This window comes from Haloarchaeobius baliensis, from assembly GCF_052060055.1.
In the GTDB taxonomy this organism is placed as follows: Archaea; Halobacteriota; Halobacteria; order Halobacteriales; family Natrialbaceae; genus Haloarchaeobius; species Haloarchaeobius baliensis.
Window position 1 is genome coordinate 222258 of the sequence record NZ_JBPPFR010000002.1, and the last position, 24071, is coordinate 246328.

General features: G+C 68.7%; 23 protein-coding genes and 1 tRNA gene. 16 read left to right on the forward strand and 8 right to left on the reverse strand.

Annotated features, from left to right (window positions below; genetic code table 11):
* Window positions 1-14: 14 nt before the first annotated feature.
* Entirely contained in the window at window positions 15-1286 is a 1272-nt protein-coding gene (locus ACSG06_RS11975) for an acyl-CoA thioesterase/bile acid-CoA:amino acid N-acyltransferase family protein (RefSeq protein ID WP_440990515.1), read from the reverse strand.
* A gap of 312 nt (window positions 1287-1598) precedes the next feature.
* On the opposite strand from ACSG06_RS11975, the gene ACSG06_RS11980 reads away from it, so the two are divergent.
* The 6 genes from ACSG06_RS11980 (at window position 1599) to ACSG06_RS12005 (ending at window position 5894) form a co-directional block, all read left to right on the forward strand.
* Window positions 1599-2366 (forward strand): helix-turn-helix transcriptional regulator, encoded by a 768-nt coding sequence (locus tag ACSG06_RS11980; RefSeq protein WP_440990516.1) that lies wholly within the window; start codon window positions 1599-1601, stop codon window positions 2364-2366.
* Between the two features lie 107 nt (window positions 2367-2473).
* Window positions 2474-3934 (forward strand): dihydrolipoyl dehydrogenase, encoded by a 1461-nt coding sequence (lpdA, locus tag ACSG06_RS11985; RefSeq protein ID WP_440990517.1) that lies wholly within the window; start codon window positions 2474-2476, stop codon window positions 3932-3934.
* Window positions 3935-4033: 99 nt separating this feature from the next.
* Window positions 4034-4201, forward strand: coding sequence for a DUF7837 family putative zinc-binding protein (locus ACSG06_RS11990; protein WP_440990518.1), 168 nt, complete (start codon window positions 4034-4036; stop codon window positions 4199-4201).
* A 69-nt stretch (window positions 4202-4270) separates the two neighbouring features.
* The gene (locus tag ACSG06_RS11995; RefSeq protein ID WP_440990519.1) at window positions 4271-4459 is read left to right on the forward strand and encodes a hypothetical protein; all 189 of its coding nucleotides are present in this window, start codon (window positions 4271-4273) and stop codon (window positions 4457-4459) included.
* Between the two features lie 51 nt (window positions 4460-4510).
* Window positions 4511-5317, forward strand: a complete 807-nt coding sequence (gene pheA, locus ACSG06_RS12000) for a prephenate dehydratase (protein ID WP_440990520.1) — start codon at window positions 4511-4513, stop codon at window positions 5315-5317.
* 172 nt (window positions 5318-5489) lie between these two features.
* Entirely contained in the window at window positions 5490-5894 is a 405-nt protein-coding gene (locus ACSG06_RS12005; protein ID WP_440990521.1) for an Hsp20/alpha crystallin family protein, read from the forward strand.
* 19 nt (window positions 5895-5913) lie between these two features.
* Here ACSG06_RS12005 and ACSG06_RS12010 read toward each other — a convergent pair whose 3' ends face one another.
* Together ACSG06_RS12010 and leuS (ACSG06_RS12015) are read right to left on the reverse strand one after the other, a co-directional pair.
* Window positions 5914-6384: a hypothetical protein gene (locus ACSG06_RS12010; RefSeq protein ID WP_440990522.1), complete on the reverse strand. Its 471-nt coding sequence runs from the start codon at window positions 6382-6384 to the stop codon at window positions 5914-5916.
* Window positions 6385-6409: 25 nt separating this feature from the next.
* Window positions 6410-9085, reverse strand: a complete 2676-nt coding sequence (leuS, locus tag ACSG06_RS12015) for a leucine--tRNA ligase (protein WP_440990523.1) — start codon at window positions 9083-9085, stop codon at window positions 6410-6412.
* Between the two features lie 186 nt (window positions 9086-9271).
* On the opposite strand from leuS (ACSG06_RS12015), the gene ACSG06_RS12020 reads away from it, so the two are divergent.
* The 3 genes from ACSG06_RS12020 (at window position 9272) to ACSG06_RS12030 (ending at window position 13221) form a co-directional block, all read left to right on the forward strand.
* Window positions 9272-9796, forward strand: a complete 525-nt coding sequence (locus ACSG06_RS12020) for a DUF8108 domain-containing protein (RefSeq protein WP_440990524.1) — start codon at window positions 9272-9274, stop codon at window positions 9794-9796.
* Between the two features lie 91 nt (window positions 9797-9887).
* Window positions 9888-12770 (forward strand): leucine--tRNA ligase, encoded by a 2883-nt coding sequence (gene leuS / locus ACSG06_RS12025; RefSeq protein WP_440990525.1) that lies wholly within the window; start codon window positions 9888-9890, stop codon window positions 12768-12770.
* A gap of 61 nt (window positions 12771-12831) precedes the next feature.
* On the forward strand, window positions 12832-13221 hold the full coding sequence (locus tag ACSG06_RS12030; RefSeq protein WP_440990526.1) for a DUF2237 family protein: 390 nt from the start codon (window positions 12832-12834) through the stop codon (window positions 13219-13221).
* On the opposite strand, the gene ACSG06_RS12035 is transcribed toward ACSG06_RS12030, so the two are convergent.
* From ACSG06_RS12035 to ACSG06_RS12055, 5 genes are all read right to left on the reverse strand, one after another.
* Window positions 13218-14210: an ornithine cyclodeaminase family protein gene (locus ACSG06_RS12035; RefSeq protein ID WP_440990527.1), complete on the reverse strand. Its 993-nt coding sequence runs from the start codon at window positions 14208-14210 to the stop codon at window positions 13218-13220. The two genes, ACSG06_RS12030 and ACSG06_RS12035, sit on opposite strands and share 4 nt — an antisense overlap.
* Before the next feature lie 70 nt (window positions 14211-14280).
* On the reverse strand, window positions 14281-14781 hold the full coding sequence (locus ACSG06_RS12040; RefSeq protein ID WP_440990528.1) for a CBS domain-containing protein: 501 nt from the start codon (window positions 14779-14781) through the stop codon (window positions 14281-14283).
* A 163-nt stretch (window positions 14782-14944) separates the two neighbouring features.
* Window positions 14945-16633, reverse strand: a complete 1689-nt coding sequence (thsA, locus tag ACSG06_RS12045) for a thermosome subunit alpha (protein ID WP_440990529.1) — start codon at window positions 16631-16633, stop codon at window positions 14945-14947.
* A gap of 197 nt (window positions 16634-16830) precedes the next feature.
* Window positions 16831-17388 carry a KH domain-containing protein gene (locus tag ACSG06_RS12050; protein WP_440990530.1) on the reverse strand — a complete coding sequence of 186 codons (558 nt, stop codon included), beginning with the start codon at window positions 17386-17388 and terminating at the stop codon, window positions 16831-16833.
* A 605-nt stretch (window positions 17389-17993) separates the two neighbouring features.
* Entirely contained in the window at window positions 17994-18215 is a 222-nt protein-coding gene (locus ACSG06_RS12055) for a hypothetical protein (RefSeq protein WP_440990531.1), read from the reverse strand.
* Between the two features lie 171 nt (window positions 18216-18386).
* Here ACSG06_RS12055 and ACSG06_RS12060 point away from each other — a divergent pair, with 171 nt between their 5' ends.
* The 7 genes from ACSG06_RS12060 (at window position 18387) to ACSG06_RS12090 (ending at window position 24013) form a co-directional block, all read left to right on the forward strand.
* Window positions 18387-18917 (forward strand): amino acid-binding protein, encoded by a 531-nt coding sequence (locus ACSG06_RS12060; protein ID WP_440990532.1) that lies wholly within the window; start codon window positions 18387-18389, stop codon window positions 18915-18917.
* Entirely contained in the window at window positions 18914-19858 is a 945-nt protein-coding gene (locus tag ACSG06_RS12065; RefSeq protein WP_440990533.1) for a homoserine dehydrogenase, read from the forward strand. The genes ACSG06_RS12060 and ACSG06_RS12065 overlap by 4 nt, the downstream gene beginning before the upstream one ends.
* Before the next feature lie 145 nt (window positions 19859-20003).
* On the forward strand, window positions 20004-21269 hold the full coding sequence (tuf, locus tag ACSG06_RS12070; protein ID WP_440990534.1) for a translation elongation factor EF-1 subunit alpha: 1266 nt from the start codon (window positions 20004-20006) through the stop codon (window positions 21267-21269).
* 4 nt (window positions 21270-21273) lie between these two features.
* Complete coding sequence (gene rpsJ / locus ACSG06_RS12075; RefSeq protein ID WP_089733751.1) at window positions 21274-21582, forward strand: 30S ribosomal protein S10; 309 nt, start codon at window positions 21274-21276, stop codon at window positions 21580-21582.
* Window positions 21583-21677: 95 nt separating this feature from the next.
* Window positions 21678-22322 carry a rhomboid family intramembrane serine protease gene (locus tag ACSG06_RS12080; protein ID WP_440990535.1) on the forward strand — a complete coding sequence of 215 codons (645 nt, stop codon included), beginning with the start codon at window positions 21678-21680 and terminating at the stop codon, window positions 22320-22322.
* A gap of 33 nt (window positions 22323-22355) precedes the next feature.
* A tRNA-Ala gene (locus ACSG06_RS12085) sits at window positions 22356-22427 on the forward strand.
* 335 nt (window positions 22428-22762) lie between these two features.
* The gene (locus ACSG06_RS12090) at window positions 22763-24013 is read left to right on the forward strand and encodes a right-handed parallel beta-helix repeat-containing protein (RefSeq protein ID WP_440990536.1); all 1251 of its coding nucleotides are present in this window, start codon (window positions 22763-22765) and stop codon (window positions 24011-24013) included.
* The last annotated feature ends 58 nt before the right edge of the window (window positions 24014-24071 follow it).

Below are 24071 nucleotides of genomic sequence, written 5' to 3' on the forward strand. Positions count from 1 at the left end.
GTTCTCTCGTTCTCTTATTCCCGTAGCACCGCCAGCGTCTCCAGCACCACGTCCCAGTGCTCGCGGTCGGCGCGGGCGTAGCCCTCGGCCGTTCCGCCGAGTGCCAGCTGGTGCTCCGGCCCTGCGGGCACCAGCGCGCGACCGGTCGTGTGCGTGACCGGCGGCGAGATGGCGTGGCCGGCATCGGGGTACGTCTCGAGTCGAACGGAAGCCGGCCCGTCGTCGAGCCGGTCCGCGAGTCGCCCGGCGAGTCGCGCGGAGCGCCACATCCGGTCGTCCTCGCCGGCGACGAGCAGGACCGTCCCGTCGAAGCCGTCGAGGAGCTCCGCGTTGGCGACGCGCCCGTCGTCGGTCGCGTCGATGCCGCCGACGTAGCTGTCGGCGATCTCGATGGGGTCGGCGGTGATGGCGTCCTCGTCGATGGGGACGAACGGAGTCGGTTCGCCGTCGATGGCCCACGCGCTCGTGCCGGTGGTCTGGTTGCGACTGTCGAGTCCCTCGAAGGCGATGCCGCTGGGAGCGACGCCGACGTACAACTCGATGGCGTCGACGCGGGTCGCGAGCAGGCCGGCGAGTTCGCTGCCGCGGGACTTCCCGAGGACCGCGAGGCGACCGCTGGTCGCGTCGTGGTCGGCGAACCGGCGCACGGCGTCTGCGACCGCTGCCACCGGTACCTCGGAGAGTTCGTCGGCGGGGGCGCCGTCCTCGCCCATGTACGCCGGGGCGAGGACCGCGTACCCCTCGTCGGCGAGCAGCCACGGGAGCGGCGAGCGCGGGCGGCCGCCCTCGCTACCGCCGAGGACGACGATGCCGGGCGCAGGGTCGACGGTCTCCGCCGACTCCTCGTCGCCCGGCAGGTACAGGTCGGCGGGAATGTCGGTGGTGGCGTCCTGCCGGGTCACGCCGTCGGGTTTCACGACGCGCTCGACGGTCGCGTCCGCGAGCTGCTCGCCCTCGCGTTCGAGCGTGACGGCCGTCGGCGCGGTCGCGGGCGTCTCCCGGCTCGGCCGGCCCTCGGTCAGCGTCGCCCCCCAGAGCAGTCCGGCCGGGTCGACCCCGTCGTAGTCGCCGGATTCGGGTGCCATCTCGGCGGTGTCGACGGTACCGTCGGCGTCGGCGATGAACGTCGCCGTGGCGGTGTAGGTGGCGTCGCCCCACGATGTCGTCGTTCGGAGGGTGACCTGTTCGCCGGCGGTGAGTCCGTTCGCTCGTATCCTCGGGACGGTGTCCAGCCGTGGTCGGTCCGGCGAGACGGAGAGCGTCGCGCCGTCGCTGTCGTCGGCCATGATCGAGCCTCGTCCGGGCTGTAATTAACCTTCGGTGAGTCGTGGTACGCAATCGCACGAGAACACAGTTCGTCGCTGTCGCATCGGAGTGGCCGCCCCGAACGGGCGAGACACTCCGTTCCCCCGTGCCGACCGCCCCCCGACGGTCGTGCACTCGGCAGCACCGCGACGCCCCCCGGCCGCCGCGTGGTTTCGGACTGCCCGTCTATGTGGACGCTCGAAGATGGCATATAGGCACCGCTGAGACTCCGTCTCACCGCTGAGACGGCACTGATAGCGAATGATTATCACGGCCGGGGCGAATACCCCGGTATGGACCGGGCTGCCGTCGACGATGCCGTCGCCCTGTTGCACCGTGCACCCGTTCTGGCGGCCTGTCGCGGCGGCCCGACGGACCGTTCCACCCTCGCGGACCGTGCAGGAGTGTCGCGGGCGACGGCGTACCGAGCGACGAACGCGCTGACCGAGCGCGGGCTGCTGGAACGTCGCACAGACGGCTACCGCCTCACGGGGTTCGGGCGCGCCGTCCTCACGCACGTCGAGTCGTTCGAGGCGGGGTTGGCCGGTGCGCGCACGCTGGCACCGCTGCTTGCGCGCGTCGACGCTCCGGAGCTCGTCTCGAACACCCACCTGTTCACCGATGCGACCGTCCTCACGGCCGACCGGTCCGCGCCGTACCGCATCGACCAGGAGCTCGCGAGCATCGTCGCGGACACCAGCCGGGAGATGGTCGGCGTCACGACCTCGTTCGGTTCGCCGGTGGTGATGGAGCGGACCTACGAGGTCGTCCGGAGCGGCGTGCCGGTCGAGTGGGTCCTCACGCCAGAGACGTTCGAGGGCGTCCGGAGCCACCACGGCGACGGACATGACGAGCTCATGGCGATGGACACGACCGCGACCTACCTCATCGACGAACCGCCGCTCGACATCGCCATCTACGACGACACGCTCGTCGTTCCGAGCTACGACCCGGACAGCGGCGTGGTCGCTGCCGTGGCGACGACCGACGATCCGGATGCACTCGCGTGGGCCCGCGGCGTGTTCGAGGACTGCCGGGAGCGGGCGGAGCGGCTCGACTGACTGTCACGTGCCCACACACGACGCCCCTCGACTCCGCTCCGTCTCCGGGTTCTGCCGTCGCTGGCAATTCCTGCGGCTTTTTATGGCTGCTGGTCGGTCTGTGTAGTATGGTCGTCGGAGACGTCACTACTGGCACGGACGTACTGGTCATCGGCGCGGGTCCGGGGGGCTACGTGGCCGCCATCCGCGCCGGACAGCTCGACCTCGACGTGACGCTCGTCGAGCGCGACGCCTACGGCGGGGCCTGCCTCAACCGGGGCTGCATCCCGTCGAAGGCGCTCATCACGGGCTCGAAGCTCGCCCACGACGCGGGCAACGCGGAGGACCTCGGCATCCACGCGAACCCGGCCGTGGACCTCTCGCAGATGATGAACTGGAAGGACGGCATCGTCGACGGGCTCACCGGCGGCGTCGAGAAGCTCTGCAAGGCCAACGGCGTCAACCTCGTCGAGGGTACCGCCGAGTTCTCGGGCGAGGACTCGGTCCGCGTCGTCCACGGCGGCGAGGGCCAGGGCAGCGAGTCCATCGACTTCGAGCACGCCATCATCGCCACCGGCTCGCGCCCCATCCAGGTTCCGGGCTTCGAGTTCGACGGCGAGCACGTCATCTCCTCGGAGGCGGCGCTGGACCTCCAGACCGTCCCGGACGAGCTGGTCGTCGTCGGCGCGGGCTACATCGGCATGGAGCTGGCCGGCGTCTACGCCCGGCTGGGTACCGACGTGACCGTCATCGAGATGCTGGACGACGTGCTGCCGCCGTACGAGGACGACGTGAGCCGCATCGTCCGCAAGCACGCCGAGGAGCTCGGTGTCGAGTTCCACTTCGGCTACACCGCCGAGGACTGGGCGGAGGACGGAGACGGCGTCGTCGTCACCGCCACGCCCGCAGCCGCCGACGGTGGCGAGGCCGCCGAGGCCGAGGACGAGCAGGAGGTCCTCGAGCTCTCCGCGGACAAGGTGCTCGTCGCGGTCGGCCGCCAGCCCGTCACCGACACGATGAACCTCGAGGCCGCCGGCATCGAGACCGACGAGAACGGCTTCATCCAGACGGACGACCGCGCCCGCACCGAGAAGGAGCACATCTTCGCGGTCGGCGACGTCGCCGGCGAGCCGATGCTCGCCCACAAGGCCAGCAAGGAGGGCCAGGTCGCCGCCGAGGTCATCGCCGGCGAGCCCTCGGCCATCGACTACCAGGCGATGCCCGCCGCCGTGTTCACCGCGCCCGAGATCGGCACCGTCGGCCTGACCGCCGACGAGGCCGCAGAACAGGGCTTCGAGCCGGTCACCGGCAAGTTCCCGTTCAACGCCAGCGGGCGCGCGATGACCACCAACGAGACCGACGGCTTCGTCCGCATCGTCGCCGACGAGCCCAGTGGCTTCGTGCTTGGCGCACAGATCGTCGGGCCGGAGGCCAGCGAACTCGTCGCCGAGGTCGCCCTCGCCATCGAGATGGGCGCGACCCTGGAGGACGTCGCCTCGACGGTCCACACGCACCCGACGCTCGCCGAGTCGACGATGGAGGCCGCCGAGAACGCGCTCGGACACGCCATCCACACGCTGAACCGGTGAACTGACCGACGGCTCCGGCGAACTCTTCTCGCGGTAAGCGGTCCCAGTCGTCTCGATAGGCAGCCCGTAACAATGCGGTCGTGGCCCGTCTCCAGTCGCATGGGAGGGAGCGACAGCACGGCGCTACGGCGGTTCCTCGGGCGCTGCCCGGACTGCGAGATGTCGATTCCGTCCGGACGACTGCTCGCGGTGTACGAGCCCCCCGACGGCTGGCCACAGCTCCTCGCGGAGTGTCCGGACTGCGAGGCCGTCGTGCATCCGGCGTAGCCCGGTGGGTCCGCCGGAGCAGTGGCGACCCACCGGCACGTATTTGCTGTCTAGCGACGTGCTAGCACCATGCAGACCGCGTTCCTCGTCACCGGGGCGATGTTCCTGACGATCGGTATCGCCACCTCGGTCGGCGGTGACGTGGCACTCTGGGGGTCCTTCGTCACGGTCGGCATCGTCTTTCTGACGCTCGGACTGGTGCTCGACGACGAGGACGGCCCCGACGACGACACCACCGGTCCCGACGAGCCGATCTGAGCAGCCTGTCGCCCCGACGGCCTTTTGCCCACCAGCGGTGTACGGCCAGCCATGACAGTCGTCACGCTCGGGCCCGCCGGGACGTACTCGCACCGCGCCGCCAGCGCCGTCGCCGACGGGGTCGAGTTCCGCGAGTCCGTGACGAGCATCGTCGAGGCCGTCGCCGAGGGTGACGCCGAGCGCGGCGTCGTCCCCATCGAGAACAGCATCGAGGGCAGCGTCACCGAGACGCTGGACGCCCTCGCCGAGTTCGACGTGGCCGTCACGCAGGAGGTCGTCACCCCCATCCGCCACGCGCTGCTCGCCCAGGGCGACGAGTTCGACACCGTCGCCAGCCACCCGCAGGCACTCGCGCAGTGCCGCGGCTTCCTCGACGAGCACTACCCCGAGGTCGACCGCGAGGCCGTCGCGAGCACCGCCCGCGGCGTCGAGGCCGCCCGCGAGGACGACACCGTCGCGGCCATCGCCCACCCCGGCACCGCCGACGAGGTGGTCTCCCTGCTCGCCGAGGACATCCAGGACCGCACCTCGAACGCGACCCGCTTCTTCGTCGTCGCCCCGCCCGCGGACCGCTCGGACGCCGGCGGCAAGACCACGCTCGTCGTCTACCCCGGTGCGAACTACCCCGGGCTCCTGCTCGAACTCCTCCAGCCCTTCGCCGACCGCGACATCAACCTCTCACGGCTCGAATCCCGTCCCTCCGGCGAGCGCCTCGGCGACTACGCCTTCCACGTCGACGTCGACGCCGGCCTGTTCGAGGAGCGCACGCAGGCCGCACTGGAGGACGTCGAGGCGCTGGCGAGCGCCGGCTGGGTGCGCGTGCTCGGGTCGTACGACGTCGAGCACGTGCTGGACTGAACTCTTTTACCGGAAGCCGGGTCCAGAAACGGCGTGCCCTGACCGTCGACGGGCGGCGCCTCGCGGGTGTGCGGACACGCGCCGTCCGGCAGTCCGTCCGCCTGTTCGCCCTACCGAGCCACGCGTCCACGCGAGGATTTTAAGTGTCCGCCCGCCGTATCTGTCGGCTACGATGCGACGAAATCCGTTCGAAGAACTCGAGGAGATGTTCGACCGTATGGGCCGACAGTTCGAGCAGCGCGGCATGCCGACGCTCGAGTCGGTGCCGGTCGACATGCAGGACCACGGCGACGAGTACGAGATCGTCGCGGACGTCCCCGGCTACGACACCGAGGAGATCGAGCTGACGTTCTCGGACGGCACCATCACCATCGACGCGAGCCGCGAGGAGGAGACCGAGGAGGCACACGAGGGCCACTACGTCCACCGCGAGCGCCAGACCGCCGTGAGCCGCAGTATCCGGCTGCCCGAGTCGGTCGACGAGGACGCCATCAGCGCCAGCTACACGAACGGCACCCTCACCGTCGTCGCCCCGAAGGCCGACGTCGAGGAGGGCCACCGGATCGACATCGACTGACGGCTGCCGACGCCGATAGCTACGGCGTCGATTCGACGACGGCGTCCACCGTCGTCGCGAGTGCGTCGGTCCAGTCGTCGGGCCACTCCACCCCGCGTTTCGGCGGCTCGACCGGGAACTCGACGGCGTGGAACGTCACCCGGTCGAACGCGTCTTCGGCGAGTCGCCCCACGAACGTCGCGTTCTCGCGTTTCGTGCTCACGCCACCGCTGGCGAGGTCGTAGTACGCGCTGAACGCCTGGCAGACGACGACGGTCTCGTACTCGTCGAGCGCACCGGCCTCCAGCGAACGCAGCAGCTTCACGGTGTTGTTCGCCGGGTCTGCCCGGCGCATCTCCAGTTCGACGAGCACCAGCACGTTCGGGCCCACACCGGCAACGTCGACCGGCGTCGTGCCGACCCGGTGCTCGACCGCCCAGGAGAGGTCGGGTCGCGCCGCTTCGAGGTCGCCGGCAAGCCGCTCCTGTACCTCTCGCGCGAACTCGCCCACGAGCTGCAGCTGGGCCGCCGGCGTCTTAGTCTTCGTGGACGTGGATCGCCGGCCGCCCTGGCCGCGCCTTCGACGCCAACTCGTCGTCGGTCTCCTCGGCCGCCAGCACCTGCACCGGCGCGTGGAACTCGTCCTCGATGAGCCACGCGGCCCGCTCCAGTGCGGCACGCTCCCGTTCCGGCGCGAGCGTCGCGTCCAGCCCGGGATGCTCGGCGGCGAGGTCCGTCGCGAAGTCGGCCGCGGCCTCGCCCTGCGCTCGGAGCTCCGGGTCGGCCATCACGGCGCCGACGACGTCACCGTCAGTCACATCGCCGGCGACCTCCAGCGCGCGGTGCTTCCACGCCGGCGCGACGACCACGTCGATAGCCGTCGGCTCGTCGATGTCCGCCACGTCCAGTATCTGTCGGACGTCCGTGCGGGTGTTCTCGACCAGCGACCGCTCTCGCTCGTAGTCGGTCACGTCGTTCGCGACGGTCGGCCAGTCCGCGGTCGTGACGAAGCCGTCCTGACCCAGTTCGCGCCAGGCTTCCTCGCAGACGTGCGGGGCGATGGGTGCCAGCAGTCGCACGACTGCGGCGACCCCCCGGGCGACGACACCCGGCTCGGCGTCGTCGCGCTCGCGGTACCGCCCCAGCAGCGCGAACAGCGATTCGACCTCGCGGACGGCGCGCTCGAACCGGCGGTCGTCGTAGGCGTCGGTCGCCGCGGAGACCGTAGCGTCGGTCTCGCGGACGACGTACCGCCCGGCGGCTGTCTCAGGCGCATCCGCTGGCTCGTTCTGGACCGACCTCACCATGCGGTACACCCGCTGGAGCAGCCGGTGACTGGACTGGACTCCCTCTTCGCGCCACACGAAATCCTTGCTCGGGCGGGCCGCCCGCAGGACGAACAGCCGGGCGGTGTCCGCGCCGTACTCGGCGACGATGCGCTCCGGCGAGACGCCGTTGTCGCCCGACTTGGACATCTTCGCGCCGTCCGCACCGAGCACCATCCCCTGCGTGAGCACCGCGTCGAACGGCTCGCGGTGGTCGAGCAGCCCCAGGTCCGCGAGCGCCATCGTCACGAACCGGGCGTACAGCAGGTGCATGACCGCGTGCTCGTCGCCGCCGACGTACTCGTCGACGGGCAGCCAGTCGTTCGCGCGGTCGGTGTCGAACGGCGCGTTCGCCAGGTCGGGCGAGACGAAGCGCAGGAAGTACCACGAGGAGTCGACGAACGTGTCCATCGTGTCCGTCTCGCGGGTGGCGTCAGCGCCACACTCTGGACACGTCGTCTCCTGCCACTCCGCTGCGGCGTCCAGCGGGTTGCCCGTCGTGTGGACGAACTCGGGGAGTTCGACCGGCAGCTCCTCGTCTGGAACCGTGACCGGCCCGCAGTCGTCGCAGTGGACGACCGGGATGGGAGTGCCCCAGTAGCGCTGGCGGGAGATGCCCCAGTCGCGCAGCCGGTACTGCGTCGTCGCCTCGGCACCGGGCAGGTCGGCGACCAGTCGCTCGCGAGCGACGGCGCTGGCGAGACCGTCGTACTCGCCGGAGTTCACGAGGACGCCATCGTCGGTGAACGCGGCGTCACGGACGTCGACCTCGGTTCCGTCGGCCGGTTCGACGACCTGCCGGACCGGGAGGTCGTGCGCCGTCGCGAACGCGTGGTCGCGCTCGTCGTGGGCGGGGACGGCCATCAGCGCGCCAGTCCCCACATCGCTCAGCACGAAGTCCGCGACGAACACCGGTATCTCCTCGCCGGTCGCGGGGTTCGTGGCGGTCATGTCCGTCGGGACACCCTGTGGCTCGTCGCCGTCCGGGTCCGCGACCTGGTCGACGAAGGTGCGTACTGACTCGTCCCGCTCCGCGGCCGCCTCGGCCAGCGGGTGGTCCGGTGCGAGCGCGACGAACGTGGCGCCGTGGATGGTGTCGATGCGGGTCGTGAAGGCCGTCACGTCGCGCTCGCCGTCGGGCGTCCGGACGGGGAACGGTATCTCCGCGCCTTCGGTGCGGCCGATCCAGTTGCGCTGGCGGTCGCGGACGCCGGCGGGCCAGTCGTCCAGCTCGTCGATACCGTCGAGCAGCTCGTCGGCGTAGTCGGTGATGCGCAGGAACCACTGGTCCAGCTCGCGGGGCTCTACGGGGGAGTCACAGCGCCAGCAGACGCCGTCGCCGCCCGTCGACGTCGTCGGGGCCTCGCCCTCGACCTGCTCGTCGGCGAGGACGGTCTCGCAGCTGGGACACCAGTTCACCGCGCTGGCCTCGCGCTCGACCAGTCCGGCCTCGCGGAACCGGGCGAACAGCCACTGGTTCCACCGGTAGTAGTCGGGGTCGCAGGTGGTCACCTCGCGGTTCCAGTCGTAGCCGAAACCCAGCGACGCGAACTGCTCGCGCATCTGCTCGATGCAGCGGCGCGTCCAGGCGTCGGGGTCGGTGTCCCGTTCGAGCGCGGCGTTCTCGGCGGGCAGCCCGAACGCGTCCCATCCCATCGGGTGCAGCACCGTCTCGCCACGCAGCCGGCGGTACCGGGCGTAGGCGTCGGTGATGGCGTAGTTCCGGACGTGACCCATGTGCAGCTCGCCGGAGGTGTACGGGAACATCGCGAGCACGTACGTCGGGTCGGTCGCGTCGTCGGGCACGCGGAAGACGTCGGCGTCGTCCCAGCGGGCCTGCCACCGTGGCTCGATTCGTGTGTGGTCGAACCATGTCTGTCGCGACATCGTGGGGACTCTTGCTCGACGGTAGGTCTCCCGGCGTTCAAGTCGTTCCTATCTGACATTCCGGTGTGTCTGGTTGCGGCAAGAATTGACGGCTATTCCACAGGCGTCCGGTGTCGCCGTCTCCAGGCGCTGCCCAGGGCGAAGTACTCAACTTTGATACGGCACGGAACGTAACGTACCGAACAGATGTCGAACGACAGGCCGAACTCCGCCGTCCTCGCGGACCTCATCTACGACGTCATCTACGGGTTCTTCGGGACGGGCCTGGCCATGCTCGGGCTCGTTTTCATCTACGCCGCCTTCGATAACCTCGTCCGGCACCCGAGCGTCGCCGCCTCCCTGCTGACCCTGTTCGCCGCGGTCGTCTCGTTCGTGCTCGTCGGGACGGGCATCCTCGTCAACCCGTGGACGAAGCGGCGGCTGGACCGGCTTCGGTCACCGACGACGGTCGGCCGCGCCCGCAGCGTCGACGAGCGAGTCGTCCGGCCCGAGGAGCGGTGCACCGAGCGCTGCACGGCCTGCGGCGGGCGGGTCGAGGCGGGCCTGGTCCGTCGCCGGCGCGAGGAGTACGTGCTGTTCGGGGTGCCGCTGTTCACCAGCTCCGAGCGGTTCACCCACTACTGCCTCGACTGCGCGACGACGGAGCTCTCGGGCGACGACGCGGTCGAGGCGGCTCGCGACGTGGAGCCGTCGGAGCTGGCGTTCGAGTAGGCTGGGGTCCAGTCGTCACGCCGAGACGGCGGGTCCCGCCCGCCAGACGGGATTGATAGTCCTTTTAACGACTCCGAGTGAACGGTTCCCCATGACCTACGACCCGCAGACACTCGAATCGGAGTGGCGGGACCGCTGGCGGAGCGAGGGTCGCTACGAGGCGGACCCCGACGCCGTCGCGGACGAGGACCCCACGTTCGTCACGGTGCCCTACCCGTACCCCAGCGGTGGGATGCACATCGGGCACGCCCGGACCTACACGGTGCCCGACGTCTACGCACGGTACCGACGACAGCAGGGCGACAACGTCCTGTTCCCCATCGCGTGGCACGTGACCGGGACGCCGATCATCGGCGCGGTCGAGCGCCTGAAGAAGCGCGAACCCGAGCAGATGGACGTCCTGAAGAACACGTACAACGTCCCCGAGGAGACGCTCTCGGACCTGGAGACCCCGATGGGCTTCGCCCGGCACTTCATCGAGGAGCACTACAAGAAGGGGATGAAACGCCTCGGCATCTCCGTCGACTGGCGCCGCGAGTTCACGACGAACGACGAGCGCTACTCGAAGTTCATCACCTGGCAGTACGAGACGCTGAAGGAGCGCGGCCTGCTGGAGAAGGGCCTGCACCCGGTGAAGTACTGCACGAACGAGGACCAGCCGGTGACGACCCACGACATCCTGGAGGGCGAGGAGGCCGAGTTCCAGGAGTACACGCTGGTCAAGTTCGAGACGGAGGTCGACGGGGCCGAGGTCGTCGCGCCGATGGCGACCCTGCGTCCGGAGACGGTCCGGGGCGTGACGAACGCGTTCGTCGACCCCGACGCCGACTACGTGGTCGCCGAGGTCGACGGCGAGTTCTGGTTCGTCTCCGCGACTGCGGCCGAGAAGCTCAGACTGCAGGGCCACGAGGTCGAGACCCGCTACGAGTACGCAGGCCGCGACCTCGTCGGCAAGCACGTCACGAACCCGGTCACCGGTGACGACGTGCTCGTCCTCCCGGCGGGCTTCGTCGACGCCGACAACGCGACCGGCGTCGTCATGTCCGTCCCGGCGCACTCGCCGGACGACTACCTCGCGCTGCAGGAGGCGAAGGCGGCCGCGGACGACATGGCCGAGTACGGCATCGACGCCGAGGACGTGCGGGAGATCGAACCGGTGCCCATCCTCACCATCGAGGGCTACGGCGACATCCCGGCGAAGGACGCCGTCGAGTCCGCCGGCATCGAGTCCTCGCAGGACCCCGCGCTGAAGGAAGTCACACAGGACCTCTACAACGCCGAGTTCCACTCCGGCGAACTGCTGGAGGAGTACGGCGAGTTCGCCGGCGGCGTCGTCGAGGACGTGCGCGACGAGTTCAAGCAGTCCTACCTCGGCACCGCGTTCGCCACCATGCAGGAGTTCTCCGAGGAGGTCGTCTGTCGCTGTGGCGGCGCCGTCGAGGTCGCCAAGCAGGACACCTGGTTCCTCCGCTACAACGACCCCGACTGGAAGGCGGAGACCCACGAGGCCGTCGCGCAGATGGACGCCATCCCGGAGAACACCCGCGAGCAGTACGACCACACCATCGACTGGCTCAACGAGTGGCCCTGCATCCGGAACTACGGGCTCGGCACGCGGCTCCCGTGGGACCAGGACTTCGTCATCGAGCCGCTGTCTGACTCGACGCTGTACATGGCGTACTACACCATCGCCCACCGCATCGACGACGTCGACCCCGAGGCGATGGACCGCGAGTTCTTCGACACGCTGTTCTACGGCGCCGAGGCCGTCGACGACCCCGACGAGACGGCACTCGACCTCCGCGAGGAGTGGGACTACTGGTACCCGGTCGACTACCGTTGCTCGGCGAACGACCTCGTCAACAACCACCTCACCTTCTACCTGTTCCACCACGCCGAGCTGTTCGACCAGCCGAAGTGGCCCCAGGGCATCACCGTCATGGGGATGGGCCTGCTGGAGGGTCAGAAGATGTCCTCCTCGAAGGGCCACGTCGTGCTCCCCGGCGAGGCCATCGACCGCTACGGCGCCGACACCGTCCGGTTCTTCCTGATGAACTCCGCGGAGCCGTGGCAGGACTTCGACTGGCGCGCCGACCAGGTGACGAGCACGCGCGACCAGCTCGACCGCTTCTGGCGCCGCGCCGAGGAGATAATCGGCGACGGCGACGTGCCCGAAGCCGTCGACGCGAGCGTCGCCGCCGAACTGGAGCGCATCGACCGCTGGCTGCTCTCGAAGCTGCAGGACACCATCGCGACGGCGACGGAGGCGATGGAGAACTTCGAGACTCGGACCGCGAGCCAGGCCGCCTTCTACGACTTCCAGGAGCACCTGCGCTGGTACCGTCGGCGCACCGACACCGACCGCGAGGGCGCACGACGCACCCTCCGGACGGTGCTCGAGGCCCGCCTGCGCATGCTCACCCCGTTCGTCCCCTACATGGCGAACGAGCTCCACGAGCAGCTCGCCGGCGAGCCCGCCGAGGACGCCCCCTGGCCGTCGGTCGACGACGGCCTCGTCGACCCGCAGGTCGAGGTCGAGGAGTCGCTGGTCGCCGACCTCACCGACGACGTGCGCGACATCGTCGACGTCACCGACACCGACCCCGACACCGTCCGGGTGTACGTCGCCGCCGACTGGAAGCACGACGTGTTCGGGCAGGTCGTCGAGACGGGGCCTGACGTCGGTGCCGTCATGGGACAGGTGATGTCCGACCCCGACCTCCGCGAGAAGGGCGACGCGGTCAACGACCTCGTGCAGGACCTCGTCGCGTTCGTCCGCGAGCGCGACGACGAGACCCTGGAGACGCTGGCCGACCTCGACGAGGCCGCAGTGTACGCGGAGGCGCTCGACGCGCTCGAACGCGAGTACGACGCCACCGTCGAGCTCTACCGCGAGGACGACGACGACGTCGTCGACCCCGGCGGGAAGGCAGGGCAGGCGATCCCGTTCCGGCCGGCCGTCCACATCGAGTAGCTGCGACGACCTGCTCGTCGCCGTCGAACAGGTCTTTCTCCCTCCCGTTCGAAGCCCGGGTATGACCCACATCGGCAACGCCGAGCCCGACGACCGGAACGTCCACGGCGACCTGCTCGAACCCTGCTGTTCGACACCGCCGACGGGCTACCTGCGCGACGGCTGCTGTCGCCACGTCGAGGCGGACTTCGGCCGGCACGAGATCTGTGCGGTCGTCACGCAGGAGTTCCTGGAGTACAGCCGCGAGCAGGGCAACGACCTCGTGACGCCGCGGCCCGAACTGGAGTTCCCGGGGCTGCATCCAGGCGACCGCTGGTGTCTCTGCATCGGGCGGTGGCTGGAGGCGAAGGAGCAGGGCGTCGCACCGCCGGTCGACCTGTCGGCGACGAACGAGGCGGTGCTGGATTCCGTCGAGATGGAGACGCTGGAGGAGTACGCGGCAGAGGATTAGTTCCCGAGGCCGAGCAGGTCGAACGGGGTGCCGTTGTCGTTCTCGTCGGCGTGCTCGAAGACGACGTGGGCGGTGGCGACGTCCTGGATGGCGAGGCCGGTGGAGTCGAAGACGGTGACGCCGTCGTCGTCGGTGCGGCCCGCGATCTCGCCGGTGACGATCTGGCCGATCTCGCCGTAGATGTCGTCGTCGTCGAGGACGCCGTCGTGCCACGGGACGTTGATCTCGCCGGAGTGGGTGCACTGCTTGTAGTCGTCGATGACGAGCTTCGCGGCGAGCAGCACCTCGTCGGCGATCTCGTGTTTGCCCTCGGCGTCGGCACCCATCGCGTTGACGTGGGTGTGCTCGCCGAGGTCGTCGGCGGAGACGAGCGGCTCCTCGACCGGGGTCACGGTCGAGAGCACGTCGCAGTGGCCGGCCTCGCTGATGGAGCCGCCGCGGACGTCGAACTCGTCGTCGTAGCGGTCGATGAACCGCTCGACTGCCTCGTCGCGCACGTCGCTGACGACGACCTCCTGGATGTCGCGGACCTCGGCGATGGCGTCGAGCTGGGTGTACGACTGCACGCCGGCGCCGACGATACCGAGGCTCGTGGCGTCCTCGACGGCGAGGTGGTCGGTGGCGACGGCGGCGGCCGCGCCGGTACGCTTCATCGTCAGCTCGGTGCCGTCCATGATGGCGAGGGGGAAGGCGGTCTCGGGGTCGGAGTAGATCATCGTCCCCATCACCGTCGGGAGGTCGTGGTCGTCGGGGTTGTCGGGGTGGACGTTCACCCACTTGATACCCGCGGCGTCCCACGTCTCGGCGTTGAGGTAGGCGGGCATCGACCGGAAGTCGCCGTTGTACTGCGGCAGGTCGATGTACGACTTCGCCGGCATCTGTGCGTTCCCGTGTTCGTAGGCTGCGAACGCGTCCTCGACCGCGCCGATGACCTCGGGCATCTGCGCGTTCTCGTCCACGTCGTCGCTGCCCAGAAGGAGCGTCTGCATGAGTGGCGGTACTGAACCACCGTACTTAGTTAAATCGGAACCCGACCACGGTCGGAAACCGGCGACGGGTTCACCGGTCGCCCCAGTCCGGTCCGCGTGCGCCGAGCCGCCGCGCGAGCTCGACGGCCTTCGGGTGATGCTCCATCACGTCCGTCGGCGTCACGATGCCGATGGCCTGGAGCTTCTCGGTGACGACGACGTGGCGGACCCCCTCCGCCTGCATCCGCTTCACCACGTCCTCGACAGAGAGCTTCGGCGAGACCGTCACCAGCGGCGAGCTCATCACCTCGCCGACGGTGACGTCGTCCAGCGTCGAGTTCGTCGACCCGCGGAACCGGTCGAGGAACCGGGCGAGTGCCCCGCTCGGGGAGGTGTCGCCGTGCTCATCGCGCTCGAGTTCGAGCACGTCGCTCCGCGTGAGGATGCCGACCTTGTACGGGCGCGCCGCGCCCTGGCGGGTCACGATGACGCTGCCGATGTGTTCGTCCACCATCAGCTCGACCGCGGTCCGCACCGACGCGTCCTCGTCGACGCTGACGGGGTGCTTCGACATGATCTCGCGGACCTGCATGACTGAGTATCGACCACGGTTGGGGAAGAAGCGTTCGGCCACCCGCCGGCGCGCGACCCCGCGGCGACGCTGCCGCTATGGGGTTGCGTCGAAAGAAATCGGAGTTCGCTCGGGAGACGGTACGCGGGTCAGACGGTGGGTGGTGTGGTGGCGTGAACCGACTTCACATCGCGCCGCCCATACCGCCCATACCGCCCATGCCACCCATGCCGCCGCCCATGCCGCCGCCGCCCGGGGGCATGTCGTCGCCGCCGTCGTCGCCGTCGACCTTGCCGCCGGAGAGGTCGCCCGCGGCGATGACGTCGTCGATGCGCAGGAGCATGACGGCCGCCTCGGTGGCGCTCTCGATGGCCTGGGTCTTCACGCGGAGCGGCTCGACGACGCCCTCCTCCTCCATGTCGATGACGTCGCCGGTGTAGGCGTCGAGACCGGCCGCGTACTCGCCGCCGTCGTGGCGCGAGCGGAGCTCGACGAGGCTGTCGATGGAGTCCAGACCCGCGTTCTCGGCGAGGGTGCGCGGGATGACCTCCAGCGCGTCGGCGAATGCCTCGACGGCCAGCTGCTCGCGGCCGCCGACGGAGTCGGCGAAGTCGCGGAGCTGGAGTGCGACCTCGACCTCGGGTGCGCCGCCACCGGGGAGGACGGTGCCGTCCTCGATGGTCGTGCGGACGACGCCGAGCGAGTCGTCGATCGCACGCTCGACCTCGTCGACGACGTGCTCGGTGCCGCCGCGGAGCAGGAGCGTGACGGACTTCGCGTCCTCGACGTCCTCGACGAGGATCTGCTCGTCGCCGCCGACGTCCTGCTGGCTGATGCGGCCGGCGAAGCCGAGGTCGTCGGCCTCGACGTCGTCGACGTTGGCGACGACGCGGGCGCCGGTCGCGCGGGCGATGCGCTTCGCGTCGGAGTCCTTCACGCGGCGGACCGCGAGGATGCCCTCCTGGGCGAGGTAGTGCTGGGCCATGTCGTCGATGCCGTCACCGACGAAGACGGCGTCCGCGCCGGCCTCGACGAGCGTGTCGACCATCTCCTTGAGCTGCTTCTCCTCCTGGTCGAGGAACTGCTGGAGCTGGTCGGGGTCCGTGACGTTGACCTCGGCGTCGATCTCGGTCTCGCGGACCTCGAGTGCGTCGTCGATGACGGCGACGTTCGCGTCCTCGACGAAGAACGGCATGTTGTCGTGCGCGCGGACCTTGTCGAGGAGGACGCCGTCCACGAGCTCGGAGTCGTCGACGGAGCCGCCGACGATCTTCTCGATCTTGATGTTGTCGGCGTCGATGCCCTCCTCGTCCTGCACGGCGAGGATGGCGTCGACGACGAGCTCGGCGAGGAGGTCCTTCGAGGACTCCGCGCCCTTGCCGGTCATCGCGGTCGCGGCGATCTGCTCGAGGTACTCGCGGTCGTCCTCGTCGACGTCGATGGCGGCGTCCTCGAGGAGTTCCTTGGCCTTCTCTGCGGCCTGGCGGTAGCCGTTCGCGATGGTCGTCGCGTGGACGTCCTGCTCGAGGAGGTCCTCGGCCTTCTTCAGGAGCTCACCGGAGACGACGACGGCGGAGGTCGTGCCGTCGCCGACCTCGTCCTCCTGGGTCTGGGCGACCTCGACGATCATGTTGGCCGCCGGGTGCTCGATGTCCATCTCCTTCAGGATGGTGACGCCGTCGTTCGTGACGACGACACTACCCGTCGAGTCGACGAGCATCTTGTCCATCCCTTTCGGGCCGAGTGTGGTGCGTACGGACTCGGCGACGGCCTTTCCGGCCGTGATGTTCATCGACTGCGCGTCCTTGCCGGACGTTCGCTGACTGTCCTCGGAGAGAACGATGAGGGGCTGATTACCCATTTGCTGAGCCATGGTCGTCCGAATGATTGAATGGCATTCTATAAAAAGATTGTGGTGGGGCCTCTCCAAACCACCGTACGCTGGCCGTTCGACCCTTGTTATTTGTTGTCATGGGTGGTGGTTTATATACTGTCTCCGGCGATGGTCACGGCTGCCGCTCGCGGTCGGTCGAACGGGGCGGCGAGAAGCGGTAGACGGTGCGAAGGGGGTTACGTCCCGCCGGGGTACCGGTGGTAGTCCATCCCCTTGCGCTTCAGCTCGTTGTGCTTCCGTTCGAGGAAGGCGTACACCGAGCCGTGCGGCGCGCCGTCGAGCAGTCGCTCAGCGGCCTCGCGGACGATCTGGACCTGCTCCGGCCCGCCGATGACGCCCAGCGTCGACCCGTAGATGACGACGCTCGCGCCCGTCAGCTCTTCCATCAGCTCTCTGGTCCGGCCGTCCTCGCCGATGAGCCGGCCCTTCTTTCGCTTGCGGTCGCGCTTGTTGCGCGCCGCGGCGTCGATGTCGATGAGGTCGAACATCCGCATGTCGTCGTCGAGCAACGTCAGCGCCTCCTCGGGTGGGAAGCCGCGGCCGATCGCCTGGACGATGTCGGGCCCCTTCAGCGCGTCCACGGGGTCGCCGACCTGCTCGATGGCGACGGAGCCGTTCTCCGAGTCGATGTCCAGTCGGACGCCGGCCCGGTTCTCGATCCGTCGCATCGTCTCGCCGCCCTCGCCGATCAGCACGCCGATGCGGTCCTGCGGAATCTTCACGTGCTGCTGCATGGAACGGCGTAGAACGCGGACGCGTTTAAGACTTCGGCAGCGCGTTTTTCGTGTGTCTCGACTGCTCTGTGGATTGTTCGTGGTGGTCGCCTTTGGGTTCTGGTTGGGTGACGAGAACAGCCAGAAAGCCCCTTCATCGATGAGGACAGGTAGCTCTGAAAGCAGCCAGAAAGCCCCCGCCTGCTCGGCTCCCGGGACTGGCGAGACTCCTCCGTCGTCTCGCTGCCCTCCGCTCGCACGCTCGCGGAGAACTCGCTGCGCTCCTCGTTCTTGCGGTGCTTGCGTCGTCCGGGTTCGCCGAGCAGACGGCCCCTTTCAGTCCCGCCCACCGCAACCGCATCGCACCTCGTACCTCCCCAGCCTCCTGTGATGCTCAGTCGCTAGCGTTGTCAGAACGCTTCGCGTTCTGACTGCTTGCCAGACGCAGTCTGGCAACGTCCCCGGAAATCGGAGATTTCCGGTGGGCTCACGAGACGCAAGCGTCTCGTGACCGCTCCCTGCGCTTCTCATCCCTCGCGCGGAATGGCTCGCGGCCTCACTTCGTTCGGCACGCTCGCCAGCCGCGCGCCTGTCGGTTGATTCGGAATCGTCGTGTGGTGGTCGGTTCAGAACGGCAGGATTCGGTCGTAGAAGGCGTCGATGCTGTCGTTGATGCCCTCTGGCTGGCGCGACCCCCAGGGGTACCGGGAGAAGTAGTAGCCGCAGGCGATGATGATGCCGACGGTCTGGGCCAACGAGGCGGACGCGACGAGTCCGGTGAGCAGGATTCCGGCGATGGCGAGGACGGTCGCGACCACGACCTCGACCATCTGGCGAGCGACGGTCATACGCGAGGGTTCGGGCGACGGGGCAAGAAGCCACCGGACCGGGTCGTCGCGGGGAGCGACCGTGTCAGGCCGCCGCGACAGTGGTGAGACTTGCACGTGGCTGAAGGCTTATATCCGCCCCGGCGAACAGACGAGACATGAAGCGACGACGCCCGGTGTCGGGTGAGAGCGATGGCTGACGTAGCCGAGACGCGGCGAGCGTACACGGTCCGCCTGGAGCTCGTCGACGAGCCCGGCGAGCTGATGCGTGCACTTCGGCCCATCGCGGAGAACGGCGGCAACCTCCTGTCGGTGTTCCACGAGCGCGGCAACCTGACACCGCGGGGGAACATCCCGGTCGAGGTGGACCTGGAGTGTTCGCCGGGCCGGTTCGACGACGTCGTGGCGGGACTGCGCGACGCGGGCGTGACGGTGACACAGGCCGGCGCGGACGGCTACGCCGAGGAGGTGACGCTGCTGCTCGTCGGCCACCTCGTCGACACGGACCTCTCGGACACGCTGGCGACGGTGGAGTCCTGCAGCGGCGCGTCGGTCACGGACTTCTCGCTCGACGCGCCGGCCGGCACGGACGAGCAGTCGAGCGCCCGGCTCCGGCTGGCGGTCGACCCGCCACAGGTCGAGGACGTACTGTCTGTCGTCCGCGACGTGGCCGACCGGAAGGGCCTGCAGGTCGTCGAGCCCCTCGTGGAGGGCGAGCGATGAGACTCGCCGTCGTTGGTGCGGGCGCGGTCGGGCGCTCGGTCGTCCGGCTGGCGCGCGAACGTGGCCACACGGTCACGGCGGTCGCCGACTCCGCGGGAGCGGCCATCGACGCTGACGGACTCGACCCGGACGCGGTGCTGTCGCGGAAGTCGGCGCGGGGCAGCGTCGGCGGCGCGGACCCCGAGGACGTGCTGGGGGCCGAGTACGACGTACTCGTCGAGGCGACGCCGACGACGCTCGACGACGCAGAACCGGGGTTCTCGCACGTCCGGGGGGCGCTCGACCGGGACAGGCACGTCGTCCTCGCGAACAAGGGCCCGGTCGCGGAGCGCTACGGCGAGGTGCGACGACTCGAAGCCGAGAGCGAGGGCGAGGTGCTGTTCGAGGCGACCGTCGCCGGTGCGATTCCGGTGCTCGGCACCATCGCCGACTACGGTCCGGACCAGGTGACGGCGGTCCGGGGCGTGCTCAACGGCACGGCGAACTTCATCCTCTCGCGGATGGCCGCCGAGGGGCTGGACTACGAGCACGTGCTCGCGGAAGCACAGGACCTCGGCGTCGCGGAGGCCGACCCGGCGTTCGACGTCGAGGGGACCGACGCGGCGCTCAAGTGCGTCATCCTCGCGAACGTCCTCGGCGACGGGGGGTACACGCTCGCCGACGCCGAGGTGTCGGGGATAGTCGACATCCCCCCGAGCGCGCTCTCGCTCGCACAGGCGGACGGGCGGACGGTCCGTCTCGTCGGCGAGGCGACGCCGGACGGCATCCGCGTCGGCCCGCGACTCGTCCCGACGGAGAGCCCGCTCGCCGTGGGCGGGACCGAGAACATCGTCCAGCTAGAGACGACCCACGCGGGCACGCTCGCACTCCGCGGACGTGGTGCCGGTGGCGACGAGACCGCGAGTGCGGTGCTCGCGGACGTCGCGCGCCTGGACTGCTGACTCCCCGACGGGGAGGGGGCACCGTGTGTCGGTGTGACACAAACCGCAAGACGGCGGCGATGTCGGCGGGAGTCCGTATCGAAATGGTTTTAACCGTTTCTGCCGAAAGATTCCCACACAGCGCCTCTGCGCGTGAGATACAACAATGAGCGACAAACCGCACCAGAACCTGGCCATCATCGGCCACGTCGACCACGGTAAGAGCACACTGGTCGGGCGACTCCTCTTCGAGACGGGGAGCGTCCCGGAGCACGTAATCGAGCAGTACCGAGAGGAAGCAGAAGAGAAGGGCAAGGGCGGCTTCGAGTTCGCCTACGTCATGGACAACCTCGCCGAGGAGCGAGAGCGTGGTGTCACCATCGACATCGCCCATCAGGAGTTCGACACCGACGAGTACTACTTCACCATCGTCGACTGTCCGGGCCACCGTGACTTCGTCAAGAACATGATCACGGGCGCCTCGCAGGCCGACAACGCAGTCCTCGTCGTCGCCGCAGACGACGGTGTCGCACCCCAGACCCGAGAGCACGTCTTCCTGGCACGCACGCTGGGCATCGGCGAGCTCATCATCGGTGTCAACAAGATGGACATCGTCGACTACAGCGAGGACAAGTACAACGGCGTCAAGGAGGAGGTCAACAAGCTCCTCAAGCAGGTCCAGTTCCGGTCCGACGACGCCACGTACATCCCGATCTCCGCCTTCGAGGGCGACAACATCGCCGAGCGGTCCGACAACACGGACTGGTACGACGGCGAGATCCTCCTCGAGGCACTCAACAGCCTGCCGGAGCCGGAGCCGCCGACGGACGCGCCGCTCCGCCTGCCGATCCAGGACGTCTACACCATCTCCGGCATCGGTACCGTCCCCGTCGGACGTATCGAGACCGGGACGATGAACACGGGCGACATGGTCTCCTTCCAGCCCAGCGACGTGGGCGGCGAGGTCAAGACCATCGAGATGCACCACGAGGAGGTCCCCAAGGCAGAACCCGGTGACAACGTCGGGTTCAACGTCCGCGGCATCGGCAAGGACGACATCCGCCGTGGCGACGTCTGTGGTCCGGCCGACGACCCGCCGACGGTCGCCGAGACGTTCCAGGCCCAGATCGTCGTGATGCAGCACCCGAGCGTCATCACGGCCGGCTACACGCCGGTCTTCCACGCACACACCGCACAGGTCGCGTGTACCATCGAGAGCCTCGACGCCAAGATCGACCCGGCATCGGGTGAGATCGCGGAGGAGAACCCCGACTTCATCCAGTCCGGCGACGCGGCGAAGGTCACCGTTCGCCCGCAGAAGCCGCTCAGCATCGAGCCGGCCGGCGAGATCTCCGAGCTCGGCAGCTTCGCGGTGCGCGACATGGGCCAGACCATCGCCGCAGGCCAGGTCCTGAGCGTCAACGAGAAGTAAACAGATGCAGCAGGCACGCGTCCGTCTCGCGGGCACCAGCCCCGACGACCTCGACAACATCTGCGACGACGTTCGCGAGATCGCGAACAAGACCGGCGTCTCGCTGTCGGGACCGATTCCGCTCCCGACCAAGACGCTGGAGATCCCGACTCGCAAGTCCCCCGACGGTGAGGGGACCGCGACCTGGGAGCACTGGGAGATGCGCGTCCACAAGCGCCTGATCGACCTCGACGCCGACGAACGTGCGCTTCGTCAGCTGATGCGGATTCAGGTGCCGAACGACGTCAGCATCGAAATCGTCCTCGAGGACTGAGGACGCTGCCGACGGCTTCTCTCTCTCGCGCAGCGCCGTCGGTCGACGCGCGGTCGACCCCGCCAGTTTAGTAGCTGCGGTGCCCCGCTGAATACATGTCCCGCGGCAGCCCGACCCTGGAGACGCTCGTCATCTTCGCCGTGGTCTTCGCCTTCCAGGTGCTGGTGAAGGGTCTCTTCGGATTCCTCGGCGCGTGGCGCCCCGTCTACGCCTTCCTGTTCGTCCTCGACGCACCGTTCTCGCAGCCGTGGACGTTCGTCACGAGCGTCTACGCACACGGGAGCGTCGGCCACCTGCTCTCGAACGCCGTCGCACTCGTGCTCGTCGGGTTCATCCTCGAACGGTACACCACCCGCCTCCGGTTCCACCTCTTCTTCGTGCTGACGGGTGCCATCGCCGGACTCTCGCAGGTGCTCACGAGCGGCTTCTTCGCTGGCCTCGGGTTCGGTCAGCCCGTCGGCGTCCTCGGCGCCAGCGGGGCCGTCTTCGCACTCTACGGCTACGTCCTCGGCGGGAATCGGCTCACCGACGGCCTGCTCCGGAACCTCGACGTGCCGGCGTGGGCCGAGTACGGCGTGTTCCTCGTCGTCGCACTCGTCGTCACCGTCGCGACGGGGGCACCCGGGGTCGCCATCGTCGCCCACTTCACCGGCTTCCTCGTCGGCGTCGCAGCCGGCCGCGCCAACCTGCTCGCCGTGTCACACAACTCCTCGTACAGCACCCGAAAGGAAAGGTACTAATACGCACCACGGGCAAGCATTGGATGCGTTCGCGGGCTTGTAGATCAGCGGTAGATCGCTTCCTTCGCAAGGAAGAGGCCCTGGGTTCAAATCCCAGCAAGTCCACTGAGTTTTCGTGGCGCTATGCAACGAGCGAAGCGAGTCGACAGCGCCGTGAAACGAAGCACGTAGCTGGGATTTGAAGCCCTGGAAGTCGCAGCCCGCGCAGCGAAGCGAGCAGGAACGTCTTCCTTCGGGTTCAAATCCCAGCAAGTCCATCCCGGTTTTGCACGGTCTCGAAGGAGAGCGGCGTCGCTCGACCGCGGGACGCGCAGGGGCCGCCGTCGGACAGTTGTGTGACTCGGTGCGGGCGGTCTTAGCAGTGGTATAAGCGACCAGCGGCGCCCTTATCCAACCGATAGTGATACGAGGACTGTGAGTAGTGCTGCCCGGATCACAACATGTCGAAGGTTCATCGAATCAGTGGCGTCGCACTCGTGCTCCTGGTCGCGACCGCGACCGTGACCGTCCAGGGTGCGCTTCCCGTCACAGCACTCGCAGACACGAACAGCGCGGAGACACCCACGGAGATCGCGGCCTGCCAGGAGATCACGAGCGCCGGCACGTACGTCCTCACGGAGGATATCACGACCTCGGCGGAGACGTGTGTGAACGTCAGCGCCGACGACGTGACGATCGACGGGAACGGACACGAGATCGCGACGGACGGCTGGGACACCGGTCCCACTGCCATCGTGGCTGAGGACGTGACGAACGTGACCGTCCGGGACGTCGGCTTCCGGAACTGGGACGACGCGATACGGTTCCAGGACACCGACGGGGAGATCCGGAACGTCACCGCCGGCCTCGCGGACTCGGACCGTGGGGGCACAGACAGCATCCTGCTCAAGGGTGAGGGAACGGTCACGGTCGTCGATAGCGACCTCGAGCAGCTGCTCGTGAAGACGCTGCTCGGGCCGGTCGACCTCCACGCGCGGAACAACACGGTCGAGAGCGGCCTCTCCCTGAGCGGTGCGACCGGCGTCGTGGAGAACAACACGATCGACAGGGCGTCGCTCGGGACCTACACGCACGACGTCGTCTTCCGACACAACGACGTCGTCGAAGCGGGCCTCACCGTTCGCGGGGGCGACAACATCACCGTCACGGAGAACCACATCCAGGGCCCCACCGCGAACGACGATGCGGTGACCCTCGTGAACGTGGGCGAGAACTTCGAGCTCACCCGGAACGTCGTCGAGGACGCCTCGCATGGGGTGCGCATCTCGGGCAACGAGGGCTCGATCACGGTCGCGGCGAACGACGTCCGGAACACGACCACCGGTATCCTGGTCGAGAACGTCGAGACCGACGACCGGCAACCGACGCGCTGCGACCGGTCGGCGTGGGTCTCGGACGTCGACATCCACGGGAACGCAATCAGCACGACCGGCGGGCTCGGCATCGACAACCGGGCGGACGGCTGGGTCGATGCCGACCGGAACTACTGGGGCAGCAGCGACGGTCCGAGCAGCCCCGGCTCGACCACACTCATGGACCCGGTGACGGGACAGCCCGCGGACGGGAGCGGCGCCGCCGTCTCCACCTGGGAGTCCCATCCGGCGTACACCAACGTCCACTTCCACGACGCGCTCGCACAGGAACCCGAGCCGGTCCCGACCACCGACGAGGTCGGCGTCCAGACGGGCTGACCGGACAGGGAACGGTCGCCGCGGGGGCGACCATCACGACTGCCGACGCTCGCAGTCG